Genomic DNA, 17,403 nt, shown 5'->3' on the forward strand with positions numbered 1-17,403 from the left:
TTATCCCAAGCTGGTCTATCCTTAAGGCTGAATTTTACAGGGCAGGGGACTAACAGCTTGGCAATCAGTTATCACAAATTGCATGCGCTCATTGTCGACGATTTCGAGAGCTTTCGTTCGACACTCTACAAAATGCTGATGGACATCGGTATTGGCAATGTGGACTCCGCCAGTAATGGCGAGGAAGCACTCAGGTATTGCAAGTCGCGGGCTTACGATTTAATCCTTTGTGATCATAATTTGGGCAAGGGCAAAAGCGGCCAGCAAGTGCTGGAGGAAATCCGCGTCGGCAGCAACCTGTGTAGCGATAGCTTGTTTATTTTGGTGTCAGCTGAAAACAGCAAAAGTATCATCATGGCGGCATACGATTACGAGCCGGATGCCTATCTCACCAAACCTATCAATACCAAAGCACTGGAGCAGCGTCTGGCGCGTCTGTTTGAGCAGCGCCATGTGCTTAAGCCTATCCTCCAGGCGCAATCCAGCGGCAATCATGCAGAGGCAATCAGACTGTGCCTGAATGAAATGAATGCAGCGGGTCGCCATACCAACCAGTGCCAAAAAATGCTTGGTAACCTTTACCTTAATACGGGCCAGGTTAATGAAGCAGAAGCCTTGTACCGCAATGTTCTGGAAAACCGGGAACTGGAGTGGGCGCAGTTGGGTATGGCACGAACCAAAATGTTGCAGGGGGACAACCTGGGGGCGCAACAATGGCTCGAAGCTGTTTTGCAACGCAATCCGCTTTGTATGAAAGCCTATGACATGTGCGCCGAGATTTTTCGCAGCCAGGGCGCGATCCAGGCGCTACAAGATGTGCTTGTGCAGGCCACAGAACTTTCACCACTATCGATTCTACGCCAGCAATCCCTGGGGGAAGTCGCCCATCAAAACAATGATCTGGTTATTGCTGTCAGCGCATTGCGCCGCGCGGTGAGACTGGGTGAGCATTCTATTTTCGACAAGCCCCAGGTGCACAACCAGTTTGCCCAAACAACGGTTGATCTTTTTGCCACGGATAGAGAACTGGCCAAACCACTGTTGCGCGAAGCATTAAAATCCGTGGCTGATATTGAGGACCGTTTTGGCAAATCCTCCCTTCAACGTGCGCAATCCCAGTTTTTAGAAAGCCAACTGTGGTTTTGTTCTGGTGAAGAGCGCAAAGCCCAGGAGACATTGGCAAAAGCACGCGCAACATTGGCAAGTGTAAACGGGGATGACGCCATTGCAGCAGAAATGGAAATGGTTCGAACCCTGCGCACCTTGGGAAAAGATGAAGAGGCCCAGGCGCAATTAGCGCAATTGTCGGCCAAATATGCCGGTAAGGAAGAGATCCTGGAACGGCTTGATGTTCTTCAGGATGAGCCCCAGAGCGAGAAAAACAAACAGCTGGTGGCTGACATCAATAAAAAAGGTATCGCTGCCTACAACAGTAAAAACTACGCGGCAGCGGCAGATGCCTTCCGGATTGCCTTGCAAAGCCTGCCCAACCATATTGGTTTGCGCCTTAATTATGTACAGGCGATGGTGGATAGTTTGAAAGTCGACTTTAATCGCAGCAGCAGCGACAAGATGGCACAAATCCTGATTAAGACCGGTATGTTAATTTCGCAGAATCACCCGCAGTATCGCCGTTATCGGCAACTGCACGATAGTTTCCAGAGCCTGCTGAAAGAGCAGGGTATCTCCTGAGGCCGTTTTCGATGAATCATCCGCTTATTCGTAATGACAATACCGAAATGGATTTTTCGTTTGTACTTGCATCCAGTGTGCACGATATGAAAAATTCGCTGGGTATGTTGATTACAACGCTGGCCGCCATGACTGAAAAATATCCACCGCAGGATACACAGCAGGCCAAATTACTTTCTACCCTGGAATATGAAGCTGCACGTATTAATACGGAGCTGATCCAGTTGCTTGCATTGTATCGCATGGATGAGCAAAAGCTGGTTTTTGAAGTTGATGAGCATCATGTGCTCGATATTATCGAGGAACAGGCAGCGCGTAACGATACGCTATTGGGTTCTCGCGGTATCCAGTTGGATATAGCTTGTGATCCGGATTTGGTTTGGTATTTCGATAGTGAAATGATCGGTGGTGTGATCAATAATCTACTGGTGAATTGCGCACGCTATTCACGGCAGCGCATTCGTATTGGCGCCGCTATCGAAAACGGTTACCTGGTCATCTCAGTCGCAGATGATGGTAGTGGTTATCCTGACTCTATGCTAAGGGATGCGGCAACGGCGACGGGTATGTCCTTTAGTTCTGGCAGTACACGCCTGGGGCTGGTATTTGCACGTAAAGTCCTGGAAATGCACAAGTCCAAAGATCGCTGTGGTTATTTGCGTTTGAGTAATGGCGGTGACTTGGGCGGTGGTATTGTTCAGTTGTTTTTGCCCTAGATTTGATAATGAAATCGATTTTGTTGCTTAAATACAGCAAAGGTTTACAGATTTATTATCAGTTTTTTCCTAACATATGCAGAATGCCAGTGTTGTTTTAGGCGTCACGGTATCCAGTTGAAATAGCGTTTACGCTATTGCATCATCGTCGTCATTCGCTGATTTTCCTTTGAACAAAGTGTTTCTGCATAAAACAGGCCTGCTTATATGTTAAAAATCCGCTTCAAAGACAAAAAATACAATGCGGTTTGGTTGGTGGAACCCAAAATTACCATTGGTCGTTCGGCGACGAATGCGCTTGTGATTGATGATCCTATAGCGGGTGATGTGCATGTTGAGGTGCTGGTAGATAATGAAAACCTGACCTTGAAAAACCTCCTGCCGGCGGTACCGGTTAAGGTGAATGACCTGGAGGTAACCGGTGCTTGCGAGCTAAAGCCTGAGGATCAGATCACTATTGGTACTGTTGAGTTGGTGGTAATCGATCCCAAGCGCGAAACCAAAACCCTGGAACAGGCCGCCTCCAATGTCACCCAGTTGCGCCCCTCCAAGCCCACCGGTTGGTCGCTTAAGGCGAATCATACGGCCCTTGGAAACCGGGTTTTCCCTTTGAAAGACATTACTGTGATTGGTCGCGCCAATGATTGTGATATTAGCTTGGCGGCGGCCCATCTCTCCCGCCGACATGCCCAATTACAGGTGGTGGATGGGATGCTGTTTGTGAAGGATCTGGGATCTGCCAATGGCACTTTCCTCAATGGCAAACAGGTGAGCGAGGCCCGGGTTAAACGTGGCGATGAGTTGCGTTTTGATGCGCTGAGCTTCGGCGTCATTGGCCCCTCTGACGATATGGCTAAAACCAGTGTGCGCAAGCCACCCTCCAGGGCGGAGGCTATCCAGGAGGCTAAGGCAGCACCTGTGGCTAAGGGAAAGCCGGCACAGCGCCCGTCTCCTGTGGTTCCTACCCGTGCCTCTTCTGCCAGTACCCCTGTGTCTGACAAGGTGGCAGAGGCGGGGAGCAAGGGTCGTTATGGGCTGATTTTCCTTGGGATTTTGGCAGTTCTGGTTATAACCGCATTGTTTCTTACCCGTAAATAACCTTGAAGTATCTATCCTATTGGCCGATAACCTCTGCATCCCGACCTGCGTCCGGAGTAATCCGGGCGTCTTTGTATCGTTAAATAGAGGTTGCCATGAATATTAATCCACTGAATTCACCCAACCAGCTGCTGACCAGCCAGGATGCCCAAACCCAGGCTCAAATGGCGAAGCGCCTAACTTCTACCAGTAGCCCGGTATCAAACAGCACAGCGGCAACCCCGGCACCTAAAACACTGGAGGAAAAGCGCCAGGAGGCTTTGCTGCTGGTTGATCAAACCCTGGCGCGGGCCTATGAAAAGCTAAGTTCCCGCACCTTGTCTGCCACCGAGCAATACCAGGCTTTCGAACCCCTTACCGCTGAGAAGGTAGCGAACAACATCCTTGGTTTTATTGAGCGCCGTTTGCGCCAGGACGCAGCCGAGGGGGCTACGCCAGAACAATTGGAGGCTCGCCTGGAGGCGGGGTTGTCCGGTTTCAAAAAGGGATTTGCAGAAGCTGAGGAAAAACTGAAGGCACTGGATCTATTGGCTCCGAAAGTCAGTGCAGATATAGGCAAGACGTATGACCTGGTGATCAAGGGTATTGATGACTTGCGACAAGGTATCCTGGATGGCGTAAAAACCCCTGAACCTCAAGCAGAGCCGCCCTCGACAGCCTTGGCTAATGCCGGCAGTCGTATCCAGTCTTTTGCAAATCTGGGGAGTGCCAGTTCACGCAGTTTTGAGTTTGAGCTGACTACTCGCGAGGGTGACAAGGTTCGTATTAGTGCCGCGGCCAGCCAATCCCTGGGGTTGGCCTATGCGGCAGCGCGCGATGGCCAATCAAGCAGCCTGAGCCTGGAGGGCAGTTATTCCAGCAGCCAGCGTTTTTCCCTGAGCATTGAAGGGGAGTTGAATGACGATGAACTGGGCGCGATTAATAAGTTGTTGGGCGATGTCAATGATCTTGCCGGACGGTTCTATGCCGGTGATTTGGATGCCGCCTGGAACCAGGCACTGGCTCTGGGCTTTGATTCTACCCAAATTGCCGACTACGCCTTTCGCCTGACCCAGGTTGATGTGCAGGTTGTCAACCTGCGGGAGACAATAACAAATGGCGCACCGGCAACCGACCTGCCTGAGCCGGTTAACAGCGCAAGTGATTTTGTCAGTTCGCTCTTGAGTCAATTGGATGCCGCATCTACCTTTCGCGAGCCTTTCAAGTTACTCGAGTCCTTGGCAGCCGGGGTTGATCGTCTCTACCGGCAGGATAAGGAGTCTGCGTTAAATAGCCCTGTCAGTTTTGCCGATTTTATCCGTGAGCGCTTGCTGGAATTATCCGCACGTCAAACGGATAACCAGCCTGAATCAGCACCAGCGGATACCCGGAGTTAATTACTCCGATAGCTTCCAGGTATGTAAAATGTTTGCACAATCCACCTATTGGTGGATTGTTTTTTTATGCGTAATAGAAGACGGCATGTGAGAAACAAAGCCTGCTCAATTAGGTGGAGAGCCTAGTGAAGACACTTTATCTGTACACCACCAGTGGATGCCATTTATGTGAGCTTGCCACAGATATCCTGTGGCCCTTGCTCGATGAATTGGGATGGCACCTTGAGGAACAGGACATTGCAGACAGTGATGTTTTGATAGAGCGCTACGGTATGCGTATCCCGGTGATAGCAGCGGCGGGGGTTCAGGGCGCTGAAGAATTGGGATGGCCGTTTGATCAGCAACAAGCACGTGCTTTTTTACAGCGTATGGACAACCACTGATCGATTTCAGTAATGCCTGCGCAACTAGGGTAATTATTCCTCTGTCATTCCCAAACCCGCCATCGTTTCCTTTACCCAGGCGAGTGCGTCTACATAAAGTTCGGCAAGGGTTTGCGGGTCTATCCCCTGGGTTTTCAGGATGTCCCAATCCAGTTTGTCCCATTCGCCGCGCTCATGGGTTTGGACAATTTTTAATACCATGCCTTCCGGACCTTCGTGCTTTAGCATGGCAAGATTCAATGAAGGGCTCAGTGAAAGGTTGCCCAGTAGTTCCTGCAATGGCATATCCAGGAAGGCATCCAGTGTCGATAAAAGGCCGACAGTAAAAAAACCGTCGCTGCGATTCCGGCTCGCCGTACCTTGCAATTTACGTGAAATTAATTCGCACAGTCGTGCGCGGGTTAAGGCAGTAACGCTCAACTCATGGGGTTTGCCGCCCAAGTTGGATAGGGCTAGCAAATTGACCCAATTGCGCAATTTATTCAGTCCTAGCAGCATAATCGCCTGGCGCAGCGAATCCACTTCGCGATTCAAACCAAAGGCGACCGAGTTAACCAGGCGCAACAGCTTGAAGCTTAGCAGGGTATCGCTGGCGATCATACGCTCCACTTTATCCAGTGGAATATTGGGATCATGCAGGGCGGAAAGCAGTTGCAGGACGGATTGTTTGTTTTCGGAAATTTTGCGCCCACTGATCACTTGGGGTTTGGCAAGAAAATAGCCCTGGAACAAATCAAACCCCAGTTTCTTGCAGTGTTCGAACATGTCATAGGTTTCAATTTTTTCGGCGAGTAGCTGCACACCAAACAAGCGAAGCTGCTGTATATGGTGGCGAAGCTGTTCATCGTTTAATGCCAGTACATCCAACTTGATAATATCTGCGTAGGCAACCAGCCCTTCGGTATCCGGGGTTAGCTCAAAATCATCCAGGGCGATGATATAGTTTCGCTCGCGCAGTTTTTTCAACGCGTGCAGCATGGCCGCATCAATTTTTTGCCCTTCGAGGACTGGTTAACTTTAAACAAAACCCCGGTTTTATCCATAGCGAATGATTCTCGTTACTGGACGCGAGAATCAACGCAATCAGCTTAAAACGTTTCCTTCAACTCCTGGCACCAGTCCACTTTCGTAAAACTGATCAGGCATGTATGCTCATACAAGTTATTGATCAAACAAGACGTTTAATGTGATCCCAGTTGATTATCTCAAACACATCCCGCCCATCCTCGATTTTGAGGCAAGTAGCCTTTCCGATTGCAGCTATCCCATTTCTGCCGGCTTGATCGTAAACGGTCAAATACATTATTGGCTGATTAAACCGAAACCAGAATGGATTGATTGGTCGTTGGCAAGTCAGGCGATTCATGGCATGAAACGCTCGTACCTCATGGAGAATGGATTAGATGTGCAACGTGTTTATGAGGAAATTATTCAGGCCCTTGCAGGATTTGATGTGGTTTATTCCGATAATCCCTATTGGGAATCAAGATGGTTAACTCAACTAGGTCACTTTGGCCTTGAGGTAAAAGACATTCAGCAGCTAATTCCCTCCCACCATAAAGACTCATGGAAAACCATCTTTGAACTGCAATTTCAAAAACATCTTTTAGTGCACCATCGCGCTGATCACGACGCGCTCGCCTTGGCATTAACTCTCCAACATACGCAAAATAACTGATGCTTCACTCTTTAATTGAGTGTAAAAATCTGACAGTTAAAAAGTCATCCGGTGCAATAATCTCAAATGATCCGTCATCGCTCGGAATGAACTGGGCTATGCGATTATGATGTAATACATATTTCAGTTGAAGTGACTACAATGGCTATCCTAAAAATATGAGTGAACGTCTTTATATCATTGGGAATGGATTCGATATATACCACGGAATCCCTTCACGTTATTCAGATTTCAAAAATTATGTAAAAAATGTTGATAGCTGTCTGCATGACCGGATTGAAGAACACCTACCGATTGATGAACAGTGGAATGAGCTGGAAGCAGCTTTCGCGGATCTGGATGTTGACCATATTACGGATGAGGCCGGGCAATTTCTGATGCCTTATTCAGCCGAGGACTGGAGCGATTCAGGTCATCACGATTACCAATACGAGTTGGACAATATAGTCAGCGATTTATCCCAAGGGCTGAAATCGCTTTTCTGTGAATGGATACGTGGTCTTAACATAAAGCCAGTCAGGCAACCTTTCTGCAAGCCACTCCCTATTGATACGCAAGCCATTTTCTTAACCTTTAACTACACGCAAACCCTGCAAATTACTTATCAGGTAGAGGATAAAAATATCCTGCATATTCATGGAAAGTCCGAAGACGATGATTCTGATATCGTGTTGGGGCACTCCTGGAATCCGGAAGATATTCCTGACTTTAATGACATTCCTGATCCTGAAGATCGGGATATTCGGATTCGCGAAGGCTATGAGCTGATCAATAACTATTTTCGGGGTACATTCAAGCCTTCTTCGACGATCATCCAAAGTAACCGATTCTTCTTTAACAACCTGAAAAACGTGCGCCAAGTTTTTGTACTCGGTCATTCATTGGCTAATGTCGATATGGAATATTTTGAGGTTTTGGTAAGAGACCTACAAGACAGCGCTGACTGGGTTATCACGTTTTATGGCGATGATGAATTAGAACGGCACCGCCAAACAGTGCGTCAACTTGGAATTAAGCGAGTAAGATTTTGCGCAATGCATGAACTGGATGGCGACATCATGAATGCTTGTCAATGAGGGCTTATCAACTATTGTCCATAAAAGAAGGTCGCTCGCCTCCTTCAAAATAGCGAATCGCCTGTTGAGCACGCTGAATTTCACTCTCATCTGGAATATCGAGGCCACCAAGCTTGTCGATACCTGCTACATAAAAAGAACTGATGACATCAAGAAAGCTCACGACAGCCAATTCAATTTCATCGATTTCCATCTGGAGAATATCTCTTAATTCAGAATCAGCTTCTGCATCATGAAATTTGACAGTGTCCGTAGGGACATTAAAGAGTTGTGTGATGACCTTAACTCTATGAATGGATGACAATCTACCCGCATTGCGACTTTCACCACGATGAGAGTAAAAGTTTCTATGGTCCGCTAATTTCCCTGTTTTTTCATATAAATCGCCTAACATTGTTGCGGTATTTGAGCATCGTTGTCTGATTGGCTTAATTATCTTTTTGAACGTGACCTCTTTTTCCGGCAACTGGATATCCATTAATAAATTCGCCAGCAATAGCGCGCGGTCAAGTGCGGAAAATAACACCAGTGAATAGTGGTCCAGGCATTGCTGAATAAATCGATAACGGGATAATCGAACACTCTCAAGCCACTGATCGGGAGGTGTTTGTTCGATTTGCTTTACTATCGATTTGGCGGTGGTGATGGATCGATAAACATTGCCTGCCTTATGATGAACATCCAATACATAGACATGGCGGGGATCATTCAGGATTGACGGTGAAGGACATCCGTCGCTGTCAATGTGCGCCAACCTTTTCATGAAGTGAATCGATATATCTTTTTCGATCAGTGCCAGAAAAATGGATTGTGAAGCCACATTAGCCATCCAACATTAACAATGTTATGTTTACGATTCCCCTACGATTAATTATCGGGGTTCTTCTGTTATGAATCATCGCTGTGTTATAGATTTAATGTCATTGATTCGACATCTTCTTCCTTGAGTTGGCTGACGCGACCAAATGCCTGGAATTGTTTTTCTTCCAGCATTTTTTGTAGTTCATTCACACGTTTTCGGCGCGACTTTGCCCATTCACTGTCTCTAAATGATTTTAGATTCAGATTTATCACGAAAACACTCGACATGGCACCGGCGACGGCAGCACTGACCCCAGCACCACTGTCTCCTCTGGCAGCTTCGAAGCCCATATCAAACATGGCAACACCATGGTCTATCAAACGAATGCAATATTCACAAATCCTGATAGGAATTTCCGTGGCCTCGCGTAATTTTTCGTTCGCTTGATCGCTGAGCTTTCTTTTTTCTTTCTCAGTAGTCGCTTTGTCACGAGCCACTCTTAATTTAATGACCTCATCAAAAATTTCTGCATCATGATCAAACAATTTCAGCAGTTCTGGTTCGATGTCATTTTCGATACGCTCAATGATGTATTGTATCTTACTGTGGTCTTTGGCGTATTTAGGTCTATCCAGGCTAAGTTTTCCAACAGTAATTATCAGCTTTCCCGCAAGAATACCCATAAGTGCGGCAGCAGAGCCCGATCCTGGTTTGTGACTGCCAGCCCCGAACTTGTCCAATAGCTGGTTTGCGGGTAATGCCATTAACGTTTGCTGATTGTCCACCATTTTTGATTAATCCTGCGCGATTTCTGTTTCTAATTTGATAGGCACCAACGTTCACTTTCTTTTGGATAATTAGGCTGGATAAATTGAGTCCGTCGCTTACTAACGTCTGCATTAAGATTCTTAACCAACCCTTCGGCGACCAGTTCCTTCATGCCGAGTTGAAGATCCGACGGGTATAGATCACTCTCTTCCAACCAGGTGGCCCAAAGATCATAATCGACCAGCACCGGGGTAATTGATAACTTTTTTAACAGGAATTGTTTTGCCAGGAGCCGGTTATCGGTTGCAGTAATACAGTGTTCTGCTACATCGTCCATAGCAAATAAATCCGAAACAGGCGCTGCTTCGAACTGCTTTCGCAGCTGAACTTCTGCATGCGTTACTCGCTGGGCTACCATCATTTTCTCGGCGGCTTCTTTAAATACCTTGATGCCCAGTGGGTGTCGAGTCAGGTACACAAGAAAATAAAGAAGTTTGGTTGTGCCAGGTCGATTGATGGGAACGTATGCTGATCTACCACCATAGGTATTTTGGGTGTTTTTTCTATACAGGCCAAGAAAACGATCCTGTCGTATATCGGCGGTTTCATCTCCGTCGAGCGCCAATGCTTCGCCTAATAATTCCACCATGTCTGCTTCATGCTTCTCAATGCTTGCAGCGCGATTGGCAAAGTCATACATCAAATTAATCAGAAATTCTGTTTTGGGTCTTTCCAACAACATCTGCATCGTGGTGGGGCCAATAATCCCTTTCCATCCTTTGGGGTCGACAAAGAAGAAAGTAAAGTGATCCTGACTCCACGCCATAATATCGGGTATTAATGTGGTGTAGTCGCCGTGGCGGCACTCCACATGCACTGCAGGATCCCGATGCTTGTCCAGATACTCTTGTAGCCGTGAAAACGCTGCCCGGTCTTTTTCGATATACAATGCTCTGAACGTGACCGTTTTTTGATGGTTTTTCCGTAAGGTGGCAACGCATTTGCGCATTTGTTCAATTGATAAGCCAATGGAGGTATCTTTCAACTCTTTATTATCATCCGCCCAAGGACCTGCAAAGCAGTCAACATAATTGATGGTGACCTCGGCACGACCGATGATCATAAACAGACGCTGCAAATAGGTCTCAAGAATAGTGTGTTTAAGAAAGGATTGTTCGCGACCGACATAATCTTTGAGGGAAAGCATGTTGCTCCTTGTTTTCAGTAACAAATATCGTTTTTAAAGCTGCACGGTTTTATCTTGCATAAGCAATTAATTACAAAATTTATAGAAATAACGGTTTTTGTGAGTATTTAAGAGTATCTGCCATTTTCAGTTGCCTCGCCGTACCAGGCTGTTTTCCTTCGGGAGTGATAATTTTTATTTCCCGTAGGTCAAGTGAGAGCTGGATGGCAGATTTAATCTCTTGGCCTGATGCCGGTGTCAATGATCCAATCCGATCAACAAGATCCTGGAATAGCATTCCTTCTTTGCTATCGAATATTAATTTGGGTACGGCTTCGGCAAGCCGATTGATACAGCGCAGTCTCGCCTCTGAACCAAAGTCAAATTTCTGCCCGAAGTCGATGGCATGCTGTCCGGGTATCGTTGTTGCCTGAAAGCCCAATCTAAATAATCCATCGCCCAGAAAATGCTCGAAACCCTTGGAGGTGTTTGCATAGCGCCAGTGCAGGTCCATCATGACATCCCTTGCCCTGTACAAGCGGGTAAGATGTACCAGCCAGTAAGTCCACCCGTTTAATGGTTTCACAAAAAACAACGTCATGTGTTTTGCACCGGAGGCTTGGTAAATAGCATGAGCAAGCTGCTCCTGAATCGCTTCTTGCCACTTGTTTGCCTCCTTGAACATTTGCAGTCGTTGCCAATCGATGTGCTGTGCCAAGCCGATTTTTTCCAATGCTTTTCGATTGGTAGAGTCTTCCGACAAAAACCCTTGTAACGAATCAAAATTAAATGTCAGTATCACTTCGCTATAGGTTGTGGTTAACAGCTGACGGATAATCGGGAAAGGAACATCCTTGTAGGCGTATTGATCAAGAATAAAAATGCCGCGCATAGCGCGTCTGCGATTTTGCATGGTTGTAATTATCGTTTGCGCAACATCAGCAAACGTATTGTGATACAGCGTAATTTTTTTGTTATCGAGTAAATGCTTATATTCGGAATGCTGAAGCTCATGCTGTAGAAAATCATGGTGAGGCTTTAGCTTTTCAATGAAGTGATATTCAGCATCTACGAATCGAGGTTTTTTGCGATTGAAATTTAATTGTGCCTCTGCTTCTCGCAATGACCTAAGGATGAGGAACGGTGAACCATCGACAACGTCTGTCGTATCGAATCCGCGATAACGACCCCCGCCGGCAAATCCATCAATAATGGTGAGGGGGAGTCGTTCGATATTTGCATTGCTCATATACACTTCGACATATCGCTTTAAATAATCAGCGATAATCATGTGCTTTGTTTCACTGTGTTCATCCAGTGAAGGAATGTCTGAGCCTATTTGCCATGCATATTTATCGTTATTTTTCATGTAGCAAAAATCCCTATTATTTTAATTTTATATCGCTACAGCAGGGATCATATCCCACGTTTGACCCTGTAATTGCCGACCGTTAGCGCCTTTTGTTCGCTTCACGCCGTCTTGCCCCCAGGAGCCCCACTGCTTGAAGAAGAAATCAATTTCATTGCGTTGGCATTGATCGCGTAATTTTAGTACCCAGGATTCTTCCATTGGCCTGGCTTTAACGCCTGATTCACCGCCAACAATGACCCAGTGAATACCCTTTAAGGAGAAGCGCCCCAAATCTTCCAATAATGGCTCAATGGAAAGAAAGCGGGTTTTGGCTTTGATGGCTTGTAGGTAACCAATCCGGGGAATGCCATATTTTTTATCCTCGACGGAAACACCCAGCCAGGCATTGTCGGGTACCGGCCGGGTTTGGAAATACTCATTCATTCTCTCTGCGCGCTTGGTCAGTATTTGATAGGCATGCTGCGGTGTTGCGCGGATAGTATCGAATATGCGATCAATAAAATCATAAGGCACTGCCTCATGAAATAAATCGCTCATGGAGTTCACGAAGTAAATGGTCGGCTTTTTGCGATGCAGTGGCTGGTCCAGGCGCTCATGCATCAGGGTGATGGTGTTAAAACCATTTTCATAACCCGGTGCGCCCATGGCCTTCAATCGCTTTGCCATCACCTCGGCATAACAATATTTGCATCCGGGGGAGACCTTGGTGCACCCCGTCACTGGATTCCATGTTTGTTCGGTCCATTCAATCTTACTGTTTGTAGCCATGCTAATTCTCCATGAATCGTGTCAGTGTAGTTGCCCCTGGCGGGATCATCAATTGGCGCGTAATGGCGTGTTATTGCGGCCGTAACGACTGGCCCAAGGTTTCAAAAAGCTGATTTTTTACCGTCAATTCAGTTCGGACACTGACCAGCGAGCTGGTGGTGTCAGACAGTTTCGCCTCAAGCTCATCAACGATCCGGTTCAGATCTTCAATAGTTGATTTTCGCCGCTGGTTGTCTTGCTCCAGCAGTGCCATGGCCGTGAGGGTTTCTTGCGCTGTGCGCTCGCTCGCTTGCCGACGTTGCTCCACTTGCTGTAACTCCCGACGGGTGTCCGCCAGTTGCGTCGTTAGCTGGGCATTGTCTTTGTTGAGCTGGGTAATGTCGGTTTGCTTGAGGGATAAGGTTTGGTTGAGTAGCCGCAGCTCGCCCTGGAGTTGCTGTATCTGGTGCTCATGGCGGCGTTGCTCCTGGTCGCGCTGGTCTTTCACACTGCTGCGAAAGTGCTCCAGGTTATCGCGCGCATGTTGATACTTCTCTTCGAGGTTGCGCAGGTGCACCTCTTTATCGTTAAGCTGGATATCTTTATCGGCCAACTGCTGTTTCAGTCGTTCTGCTTCAATGCGTAGCGCTTGATGGTCAAGGGTTAAGGCATTGTAGGCCTGCTGAGAGTCCGACAATTGGGATTGGATCTGGTCAATGGTCGCCGTAGCAACCATTAATTGCTGAGCCTGCTGGTCAATTCGGCTTTTCAATTCGTTGTAAGTGATGGTATGGCGCGCTTGATAGTCATCTACAACTTGTTGCGCCTCCTGCTGAAGCTGGCTGGCCAGGCTTTCCACAAGATGATTTATGGCATCACTCGTAGCAGCTTTTTTTCCGAGCCGAGACGCACTCTCCTCATTCAATTCCTTCAGATAACGATGAATGGTCGCTTTCGATCCGGTATTGCCAAGTGCTACGCGAACCGCATCAATAGAGGGATGTTGGCCTTTTGCAAGGAGGGAATCCCTGGCTTGTTGAACCTGAAATTTAGTAATGCCGCTATTTGCCATTCTAACCGCCCGGATTATTTCGTACTGTATTACATACCATGTATATACATACTAAATCATTTGGTAGGCATGTACAAATAACGCTCATTGATAATATAAGATAATGGCCATTTATCTAATGTCAGGACGTTTTACATCGCGAAACTGGCTCGAAACGGTACAGTTTGGAGGGTTGTTGGAAGACAGGGGAAAAATGGCAATCGAAGGGCTGGGTGGTCCGAAAAGAGAATGTAAATACTGTGGAAGCCTGCTCACTGTCATCCATAGCGCTGGACGTTGGGGTTCCCGGTGGACTATCCTTAGACTTCCGTCGTTTCATTCCGGCTATTGTTCATGGTCATTCAACAACGTCGCCCTGTGTGGTTGATCGCACTGCTTATCTTGGTCTTCTTAGGCCAATCGTTGGCGGTTGTGGCTATGCCATGCCAGTTAATGGACGTTGCGCCCATGAGCCATGACATGGAATCCATGGATCATTCGATGATGGGTATGCAGCACGATATGAGCCAGATGGATGCCCAGGATGACGTCATGGATATGAAAACCACCCACGATTGTTGTAAAACCATGGGGCACTGCTCCTCCAATAGCTGTTCGGCACCGGCGTTGAGCTACAGCGTCGCGTTTGCAATCCAGTCTGACACCTCCGTGAATACCAACTCGTATCACGAGCACCTCCCCAGTTCGCCCGTTTCTTCCCTCTATCGTCCCCCCATTTTCCGCTGATACAGGACAGTTACGCCTGAAATTTGGCGTATCGATCTTCCAATTGTATTCGCGGGAGCGACATTAGCTCCCTCCGTTGATGTTTAACAACCTTATGTTGTTTTGGAGCTTTTATGGTTTTCCAGCGTTTTATAGACGCTATCGGTAGCCTAGCGATTTCGTTTTTATTGATAAGCCATACCGCATACGCCTCATCCACCCCATCGCCAGTTGCGGCTGCCGATAAACCTATTCAGTTAGCGGTATACAAAAGCCCGACCTGCGGCTGTTGTGAAGAATGGATTTCCCACCTGCAATCCCATGGGCTGAAATCCACTATTCATCACCCGGATGATCTGAATGCGATCAAAAACCGCTACCGGATCAGCCCCCAATACCAGTCCTGCCATACCGCCGTCTCCCCAGATGGGTATGTATTTGAGGGGCATATTCCAGCTCCGGTCATTACCCGTTTTCTCGCCGAAAAGCCACGAGGAGCCATAGGGCTGGCCGTTCCCGGTATGCCGGTAGGAAGTCCTGGTATGGAAATGGGCGAACGCTTCACACCCTACGATGTGCTCTTGCTAAAAAGCGACGGCAGCAGCGAGGTGTACATCCGCATCACCAGCTTGACGCAAACTTTCTAAGGAGAAATGGGTATGAAAATTCCCGATACCCGCACAGCGGGGATACACACAACAATGGAGTTGAGTAGCGCCATGGATCATTATCCGGCGAAACCAAACCCGTCATCACCAGACCAGTCCCGTCGTCGGTTTGTGCTTGGCGCGACCTCATTGGTAGCGCTGAGTGCGTTGCCGCTATCCAGCCAGGTATTTGCCAACACACCTCGGCAAACCAATGGACCGCAAACCTTGTCCGGAAACCAGTTTGATCTTTCGATTGGCTTCCAGAAGGTCAATTTCACTGGAAAACAACGAATCGCCACTACCGTTAACCAAAGCTTACCCGCGCCGATACTTCGCTGGAAAGAAGGAGAACGCGTGACCTTGCGAGTCACTAATACGCTCGATCACGACAGTTCCATCCACTGGCACGGCATCATTTTGCCCTCGGAAATGGATGGTGTGCCGGGTATGAGCTTCGACGGTATCAAACCGGGCGAGACCTTCGTGTACGAATTCGATGTGAATCAAAACGGGACTTATTGGTACCACAGCCATTCCGGATTTCAGGAGCAAACCGGGTTGATGGGCGCCATTGTTATTGACCCCAAAGATCCTGACCCGGTTGCCTACGACCGGGATATGGTTGTGCTGCTGTCTGACTGGACGGACACCGCGCCGGAAAAAGTGTATGGCACTTTGAAAAAGATGAGCCATTACTACAACTTCCGCGAGCGGACGGTCGGTGATCTGGTGCGTGACCTGAAAACCAAAGGCTTAGCAGCCACATGGAGTGAGCGTGCCATGTGGAACCAGATGCGCATGAGCGAAACCGATATTTCGGATGTGACCGGTTATACCTACACCTACCTGATGAATGGCGTTACACCCGCTCAGGGATGGCTGGGGCTGTGTAAACCCGGTGAAAAGGTTCGCCTGCGGTTTATTAACGGTGCAGCGATGGGTATTTTCGACGTGCGCATCCCGGGATTGAAAATGACTGTCGTGGCGGCCGATGGTCAGAACATCCAGCCAGTGATAGTGGACGAATTCCGCATCGCGGTTGCGGAAACCTACGACGTCATAGTGGAGCTGGCCGAAAACACGGCGTACACCATTTTTGCCCAGAGTAATGATCGCACAGGTTATGCACGTGGCACGCTGACGACCGATATTGCTTTGCATGCCGAGATACCGGCGATGGATCCGGCTCCCACGTTGGGTCACCGCGAAATGGGGATGGATATGTCCGGCATGGATCACAGTGGTCACGATATGGGCGGTATGGATCATAGCAGTCATGATATGTCGGCGATGAAAGCTATGGATCTCGGCAAGCAGGGTGAAAAAACGATGGACCACAGTGGTCATGACATGTCAGGCGCGATGCCGGGTATGAACCACAGCCAACATTCGAAGCCCGCAATGGAAGGCATGGATCATTCCGGCCATAACATGGGCGCGATGGACCATAGCGGGCACGATATGTCAGCCATGAAAATGGATCATAGTCAGCACACTGGTAAATCGCGGTTGGCCAAAGCGGGTTTTGGCAGCAATTTCGATCCCCTTGCCAAAATCAAACATCCCGATACGGAATTCGGCCCTCATGTAGATAGCCACTCCGAAGCCCCCCAAAGCGGATTGGCCGATCCAGGAATTGGTTTGCGCGACCATATGAAACTGTATGGCCGACGCGTGTTGACCTACGCCGACATCCGCGGACTGCACCCCACTTATGACAAGCGCGAACCCTCACGGGAAATTGAGCTGCACCTGACCGGCAATATGCGTCGTTACATGTGGTCGATTAACGGTCTCAATTTTGCCGATGCCGAGCCACTGGAATTGGCGTTTGGTGAGCGTGTCCGAATTATCCTGGTCAACGACACCATGATGACCCATCCCATCCATTTGCATGGGTTATGGAGCGAGTTGGAAACGGGTGATCCTGAGTACATCCCTCGCAAGCACACCATCATTGTCCAGCCTGGTTCACGCATAAGTTACCTCGTGACTGCAGATGCCAAAGGGCGCTGGGCTTATCACTGCCATTTGCTCTACCACATGCCCGGCATGATGCGTGAAGTCAGGGTCATTTAGGAG

The 17,403-nt window shown here is 48.1% G+C and carries 17 protein-coding genes; 10 read left to right on the forward strand and 7 right to left on the reverse strand.

Annotated features, from left to right (window positions below):
- Window positions 1-57: 57 nt before the first annotated feature.
- The 5 genes from CJA_RS08820 (at window position 58) to CJA_RS08840 (ending at window position 5,265) form a co-directional block, all read left to right on the forward strand.
- Entirely contained in the window at window positions 58-1,692 is a 1,635-nt protein-coding gene (locus CJA_RS08820; protein WP_012487427.1) for a response regulator, read from the forward strand.
- An 11-nt stretch (window positions 1,693-1,703) separates the two neighbouring features.
- Window positions 1,704-2,408 carry a sensor histidine kinase gene (locus CJA_RS08825; protein WP_012487428.1) on the forward strand — a complete coding sequence of 235 codons (705 nt, stop codon included), beginning with the start codon at window positions 1,704-1,706 and terminating at the stop codon, window positions 2,406-2,408.
- A gap of 207 nt (window positions 2,409-2,615) precedes the next feature.
- Window positions 2,616-3,506 (forward strand): FHA domain-containing protein, encoded by an 891-nt coding sequence (locus CJA_RS08830; protein WP_012487429.1) that lies wholly within the window; start codon window positions 2,616-2,618, stop codon window positions 3,504-3,506.
- A gap of 95 nt (window positions 3,507-3,601) precedes the next feature.
- On the forward strand, window positions 3,602-4,882 hold the full coding sequence (locus CJA_RS18665) for a DUF5610 domain-containing protein (RefSeq protein WP_012487430.1): 1,281 nt from the start codon (window positions 3,602-3,604) through the stop codon (window positions 4,880-4,882).
- Window positions 4,883-5,007: 125 nt separating this feature from the next.
- A complete protein-coding gene (locus CJA_RS08840; RefSeq protein ID WP_012487431.1) occupies window positions 5,008-5,265 on the forward strand; it encodes a glutaredoxin family protein in 258 nt (85 codons plus the stop codon).
- A gap of 33 nt (window positions 5,266-5,298) precedes the next feature.
- On the opposite strand, the gene CJA_RS08845 is transcribed toward CJA_RS08840, so the two are convergent.
- The gene (locus tag CJA_RS08845) at window positions 5,299-6,243 is read right to left on the reverse strand and encodes an EAL and HDOD domain-containing protein (protein ID WP_012487432.1); all 945 of its coding nucleotides are present in this window, start codon (window positions 6,241-6,243) and stop codon (window positions 5,299-5,301) included.
- A 208-nt stretch (window positions 6,244-6,451) separates the two neighbouring features.
- Here CJA_RS08845 and CJA_RS18670 point away from each other — a divergent pair, with 208 nt between their 5' ends.
- Both CJA_RS18670 and CJA_RS08855 read left to right on the forward strand, forming a co-directional pair.
- Complete coding sequence (locus CJA_RS18670) at window positions 6,452-6,943, forward strand: 3'-5' exonuclease family protein (RefSeq protein WP_012487433.1); 492 nt, start codon at window positions 6,452-6,454, stop codon at window positions 6,941-6,943.
- 158 nt (window positions 6,944-7,101) lie between these two features.
- On the forward strand, window positions 7,102-8,019 hold the full coding sequence (locus CJA_RS08855) for a bacteriophage abortive infection AbiH family protein (RefSeq protein WP_012487434.1): 918 nt from the start codon (window positions 7,102-7,104) through the stop codon (window positions 8,017-8,019).
- Between the two features lie 7 nt (window positions 8,020-8,026).
- Here CJA_RS08855 and CJA_RS08860 read toward each other — a convergent pair whose 3' ends face one another.
- From CJA_RS08860 to CJA_RS08885, 6 genes are all read right to left on the reverse strand, one after another.
- Window positions 8,027-8,839 (reverse strand): Cthe_2314 family HEPN domain-containing protein, encoded by an 813-nt coding sequence (locus CJA_RS08860; protein WP_148208836.1) that lies wholly within the window; start codon window positions 8,837-8,839, stop codon window positions 8,027-8,029.
- Between the two features lie 86 nt (window positions 8,840-8,925).
- Window positions 8,926-9,609, reverse strand: a complete 684-nt coding sequence (locus tag CJA_RS08865; protein WP_012487436.1) for a cyclodeaminase/cyclohydrolase family protein — start codon at window positions 9,607-9,609, stop codon at window positions 8,926-8,928.
- 29 nt (window positions 9,610-9,638) lie between these two features.
- Window positions 9,639-10,796, reverse strand: a complete 1,158-nt coding sequence (gene tcmP / locus CJA_RS08870) for a three-Cys-motif partner protein TcmP (protein ID WP_012487437.1) — start codon at window positions 10,794-10,796, stop codon at window positions 9,639-9,641.
- A gap of 79 nt (window positions 10,797-10,875) precedes the next feature.
- Complete coding sequence (locus CJA_RS08875; RefSeq protein ID WP_012487438.1) at window positions 10,876-12,144, reverse strand: three-Cys-motif partner protein TcmP; 1,269 nt, start codon at window positions 12,142-12,144, stop codon at window positions 10,876-10,878.
- Window positions 12,145-12,171: 27 nt separating this feature from the next.
- Window positions 12,172-12,915: a phage Gp37/Gp68 family protein gene (locus CJA_RS08880; protein WP_012487439.1), complete on the reverse strand. Its 744-nt coding sequence runs from the start codon at window positions 12,913-12,915 to the stop codon at window positions 12,172-12,174.
- A 70-nt stretch (window positions 12,916-12,985) separates the two neighbouring features.
- Window positions 12,986-13,966 carry a DNA-binding protein gene (locus tag CJA_RS08885; RefSeq protein ID WP_012487440.1) on the reverse strand — a complete coding sequence of 327 codons (981 nt, stop codon included), beginning with the start codon at window positions 13,964-13,966 and terminating at the stop codon, window positions 12,986-12,988.
- Window positions 13,967-14,299: 333 nt separating this feature from the next.
- On the opposite strand from CJA_RS08885, the gene CJA_RS08890 reads away from it, so the two are divergent.
- The 3 genes from CJA_RS08890 (at window position 14,300) to CJA_RS08900 (ending at window position 17,400) form a co-directional block, all read left to right on the forward strand.
- Window positions 14,300-14,692, forward strand: a complete 393-nt coding sequence (locus CJA_RS08890) for a hypothetical protein (protein ID WP_041551373.1) — start codon at window positions 14,300-14,302, stop codon at window positions 14,690-14,692.
- 113 nt (window positions 14,693-14,805) lie between these two features.
- Window positions 14,806-15,318, forward strand: a complete 513-nt coding sequence (locus CJA_RS08895) for a DUF411 domain-containing protein (RefSeq protein WP_012487442.1) — start codon at window positions 14,806-14,808, stop codon at window positions 15,316-15,318.
- 6 nt (window positions 15,319-15,324) lie between these two features.
- Entirely contained in the window at window positions 15,325-17,400 is a 2,076-nt protein-coding gene (locus CJA_RS08900) for a copper resistance system multicopper oxidase (protein WP_148208837.1), read from the forward strand.
- Window positions 17,401-17,403: the final 3 nt, after the last annotated feature.

It is taken from the genome of Cellvibrio japonicus Ueda107, from assembly GCF_000019225.1.
In the GTDB taxonomy this organism is placed as follows: Bacteria; Pseudomonadota; Gammaproteobacteria; order Pseudomonadales; family Cellvibrionaceae; genus Cellvibrio; species Cellvibrio japonicus.

Coding starts and splice junctions, on each gene's coding strand:
- CJA_RS08825 (WP_012487428.1), top strand. CDS start 1,704: ATGAATCATCCGCTTATTCGTAATGACAATACCGAAATGGATTTTTCG.
- CJA_RS08830 (WP_012487429.1), top strand. CDS start 2,616: ATGTTAAAAATCCGCTTCAAAGACAAAAAATACAATGCGGTTTGGTTG.
- CJA_RS18665 (WP_012487430.1), top strand. CDS start 3,602: ATGAATATTAATCCACTGAATTCACCCAACCAGCTGCTGACCAGCCAG.
- CJA_RS08845 (WP_012487432.1), bottom strand. CDS start 6,243: ATGCTGCACGCGTTGAAAAAACTGCGCGAGCGAAACTATATCATCGCC.
- CJA_RS08855 (WP_012487434.1), top strand. CDS start 7,102: ATGAGTGAACGTCTTTATATCATTGGGAATGGATTCGATATATACCAC.
- CJA_RS08865 (WP_012487436.1), bottom strand. CDS start 9,609: ATGGTGGACAATCAGCAAACGTTAATGGCATTACCCGCAAACCAGCTA.
- tcmP (WP_012487437.1), bottom strand. CDS start 10,796: ATGCTTTCCCTCAAAGATTATGTCGGTCGCGAACAATCCTTTCTTAAA.
- CJA_RS08875 (WP_012487438.1), bottom strand. CDS start 12,144: ATGAAAAATAACGATAAATATGCATGGCAAATAGGCTCAGACATTCCT.
- CJA_RS08880 (WP_012487439.1), bottom strand. CDS start 12,915: ATGGCTACAAACAGTAAGATTGAATGGACCGAACAAACATGGAATCCA.
- CJA_RS08885 (WP_012487440.1), bottom strand. CDS start 13,966: ATGGCAAATAGCGGCATTACTAAATTTCAGGTTCAACAAGCCAGGGAT.
- CJA_RS08890 (WP_041551373.1), top strand. CDS start 14,300: ATGGTCATTCAACAACGTCGCCCTGTGTGGTTGATCGCACTGCTTATC.
- CJA_RS08895 (WP_012487442.1), top strand. CDS start 14,806: ATGGTTTTCCAGCGTTTTATAGACGCTATCGGTAGCCTAGCGATTTCG.
- CJA_RS08900 (WP_148208837.1), top strand. CDS start 15,325: ATGGGTATGAAAATTCCCGATACCCGCACAGCGGGGATACACACAACA.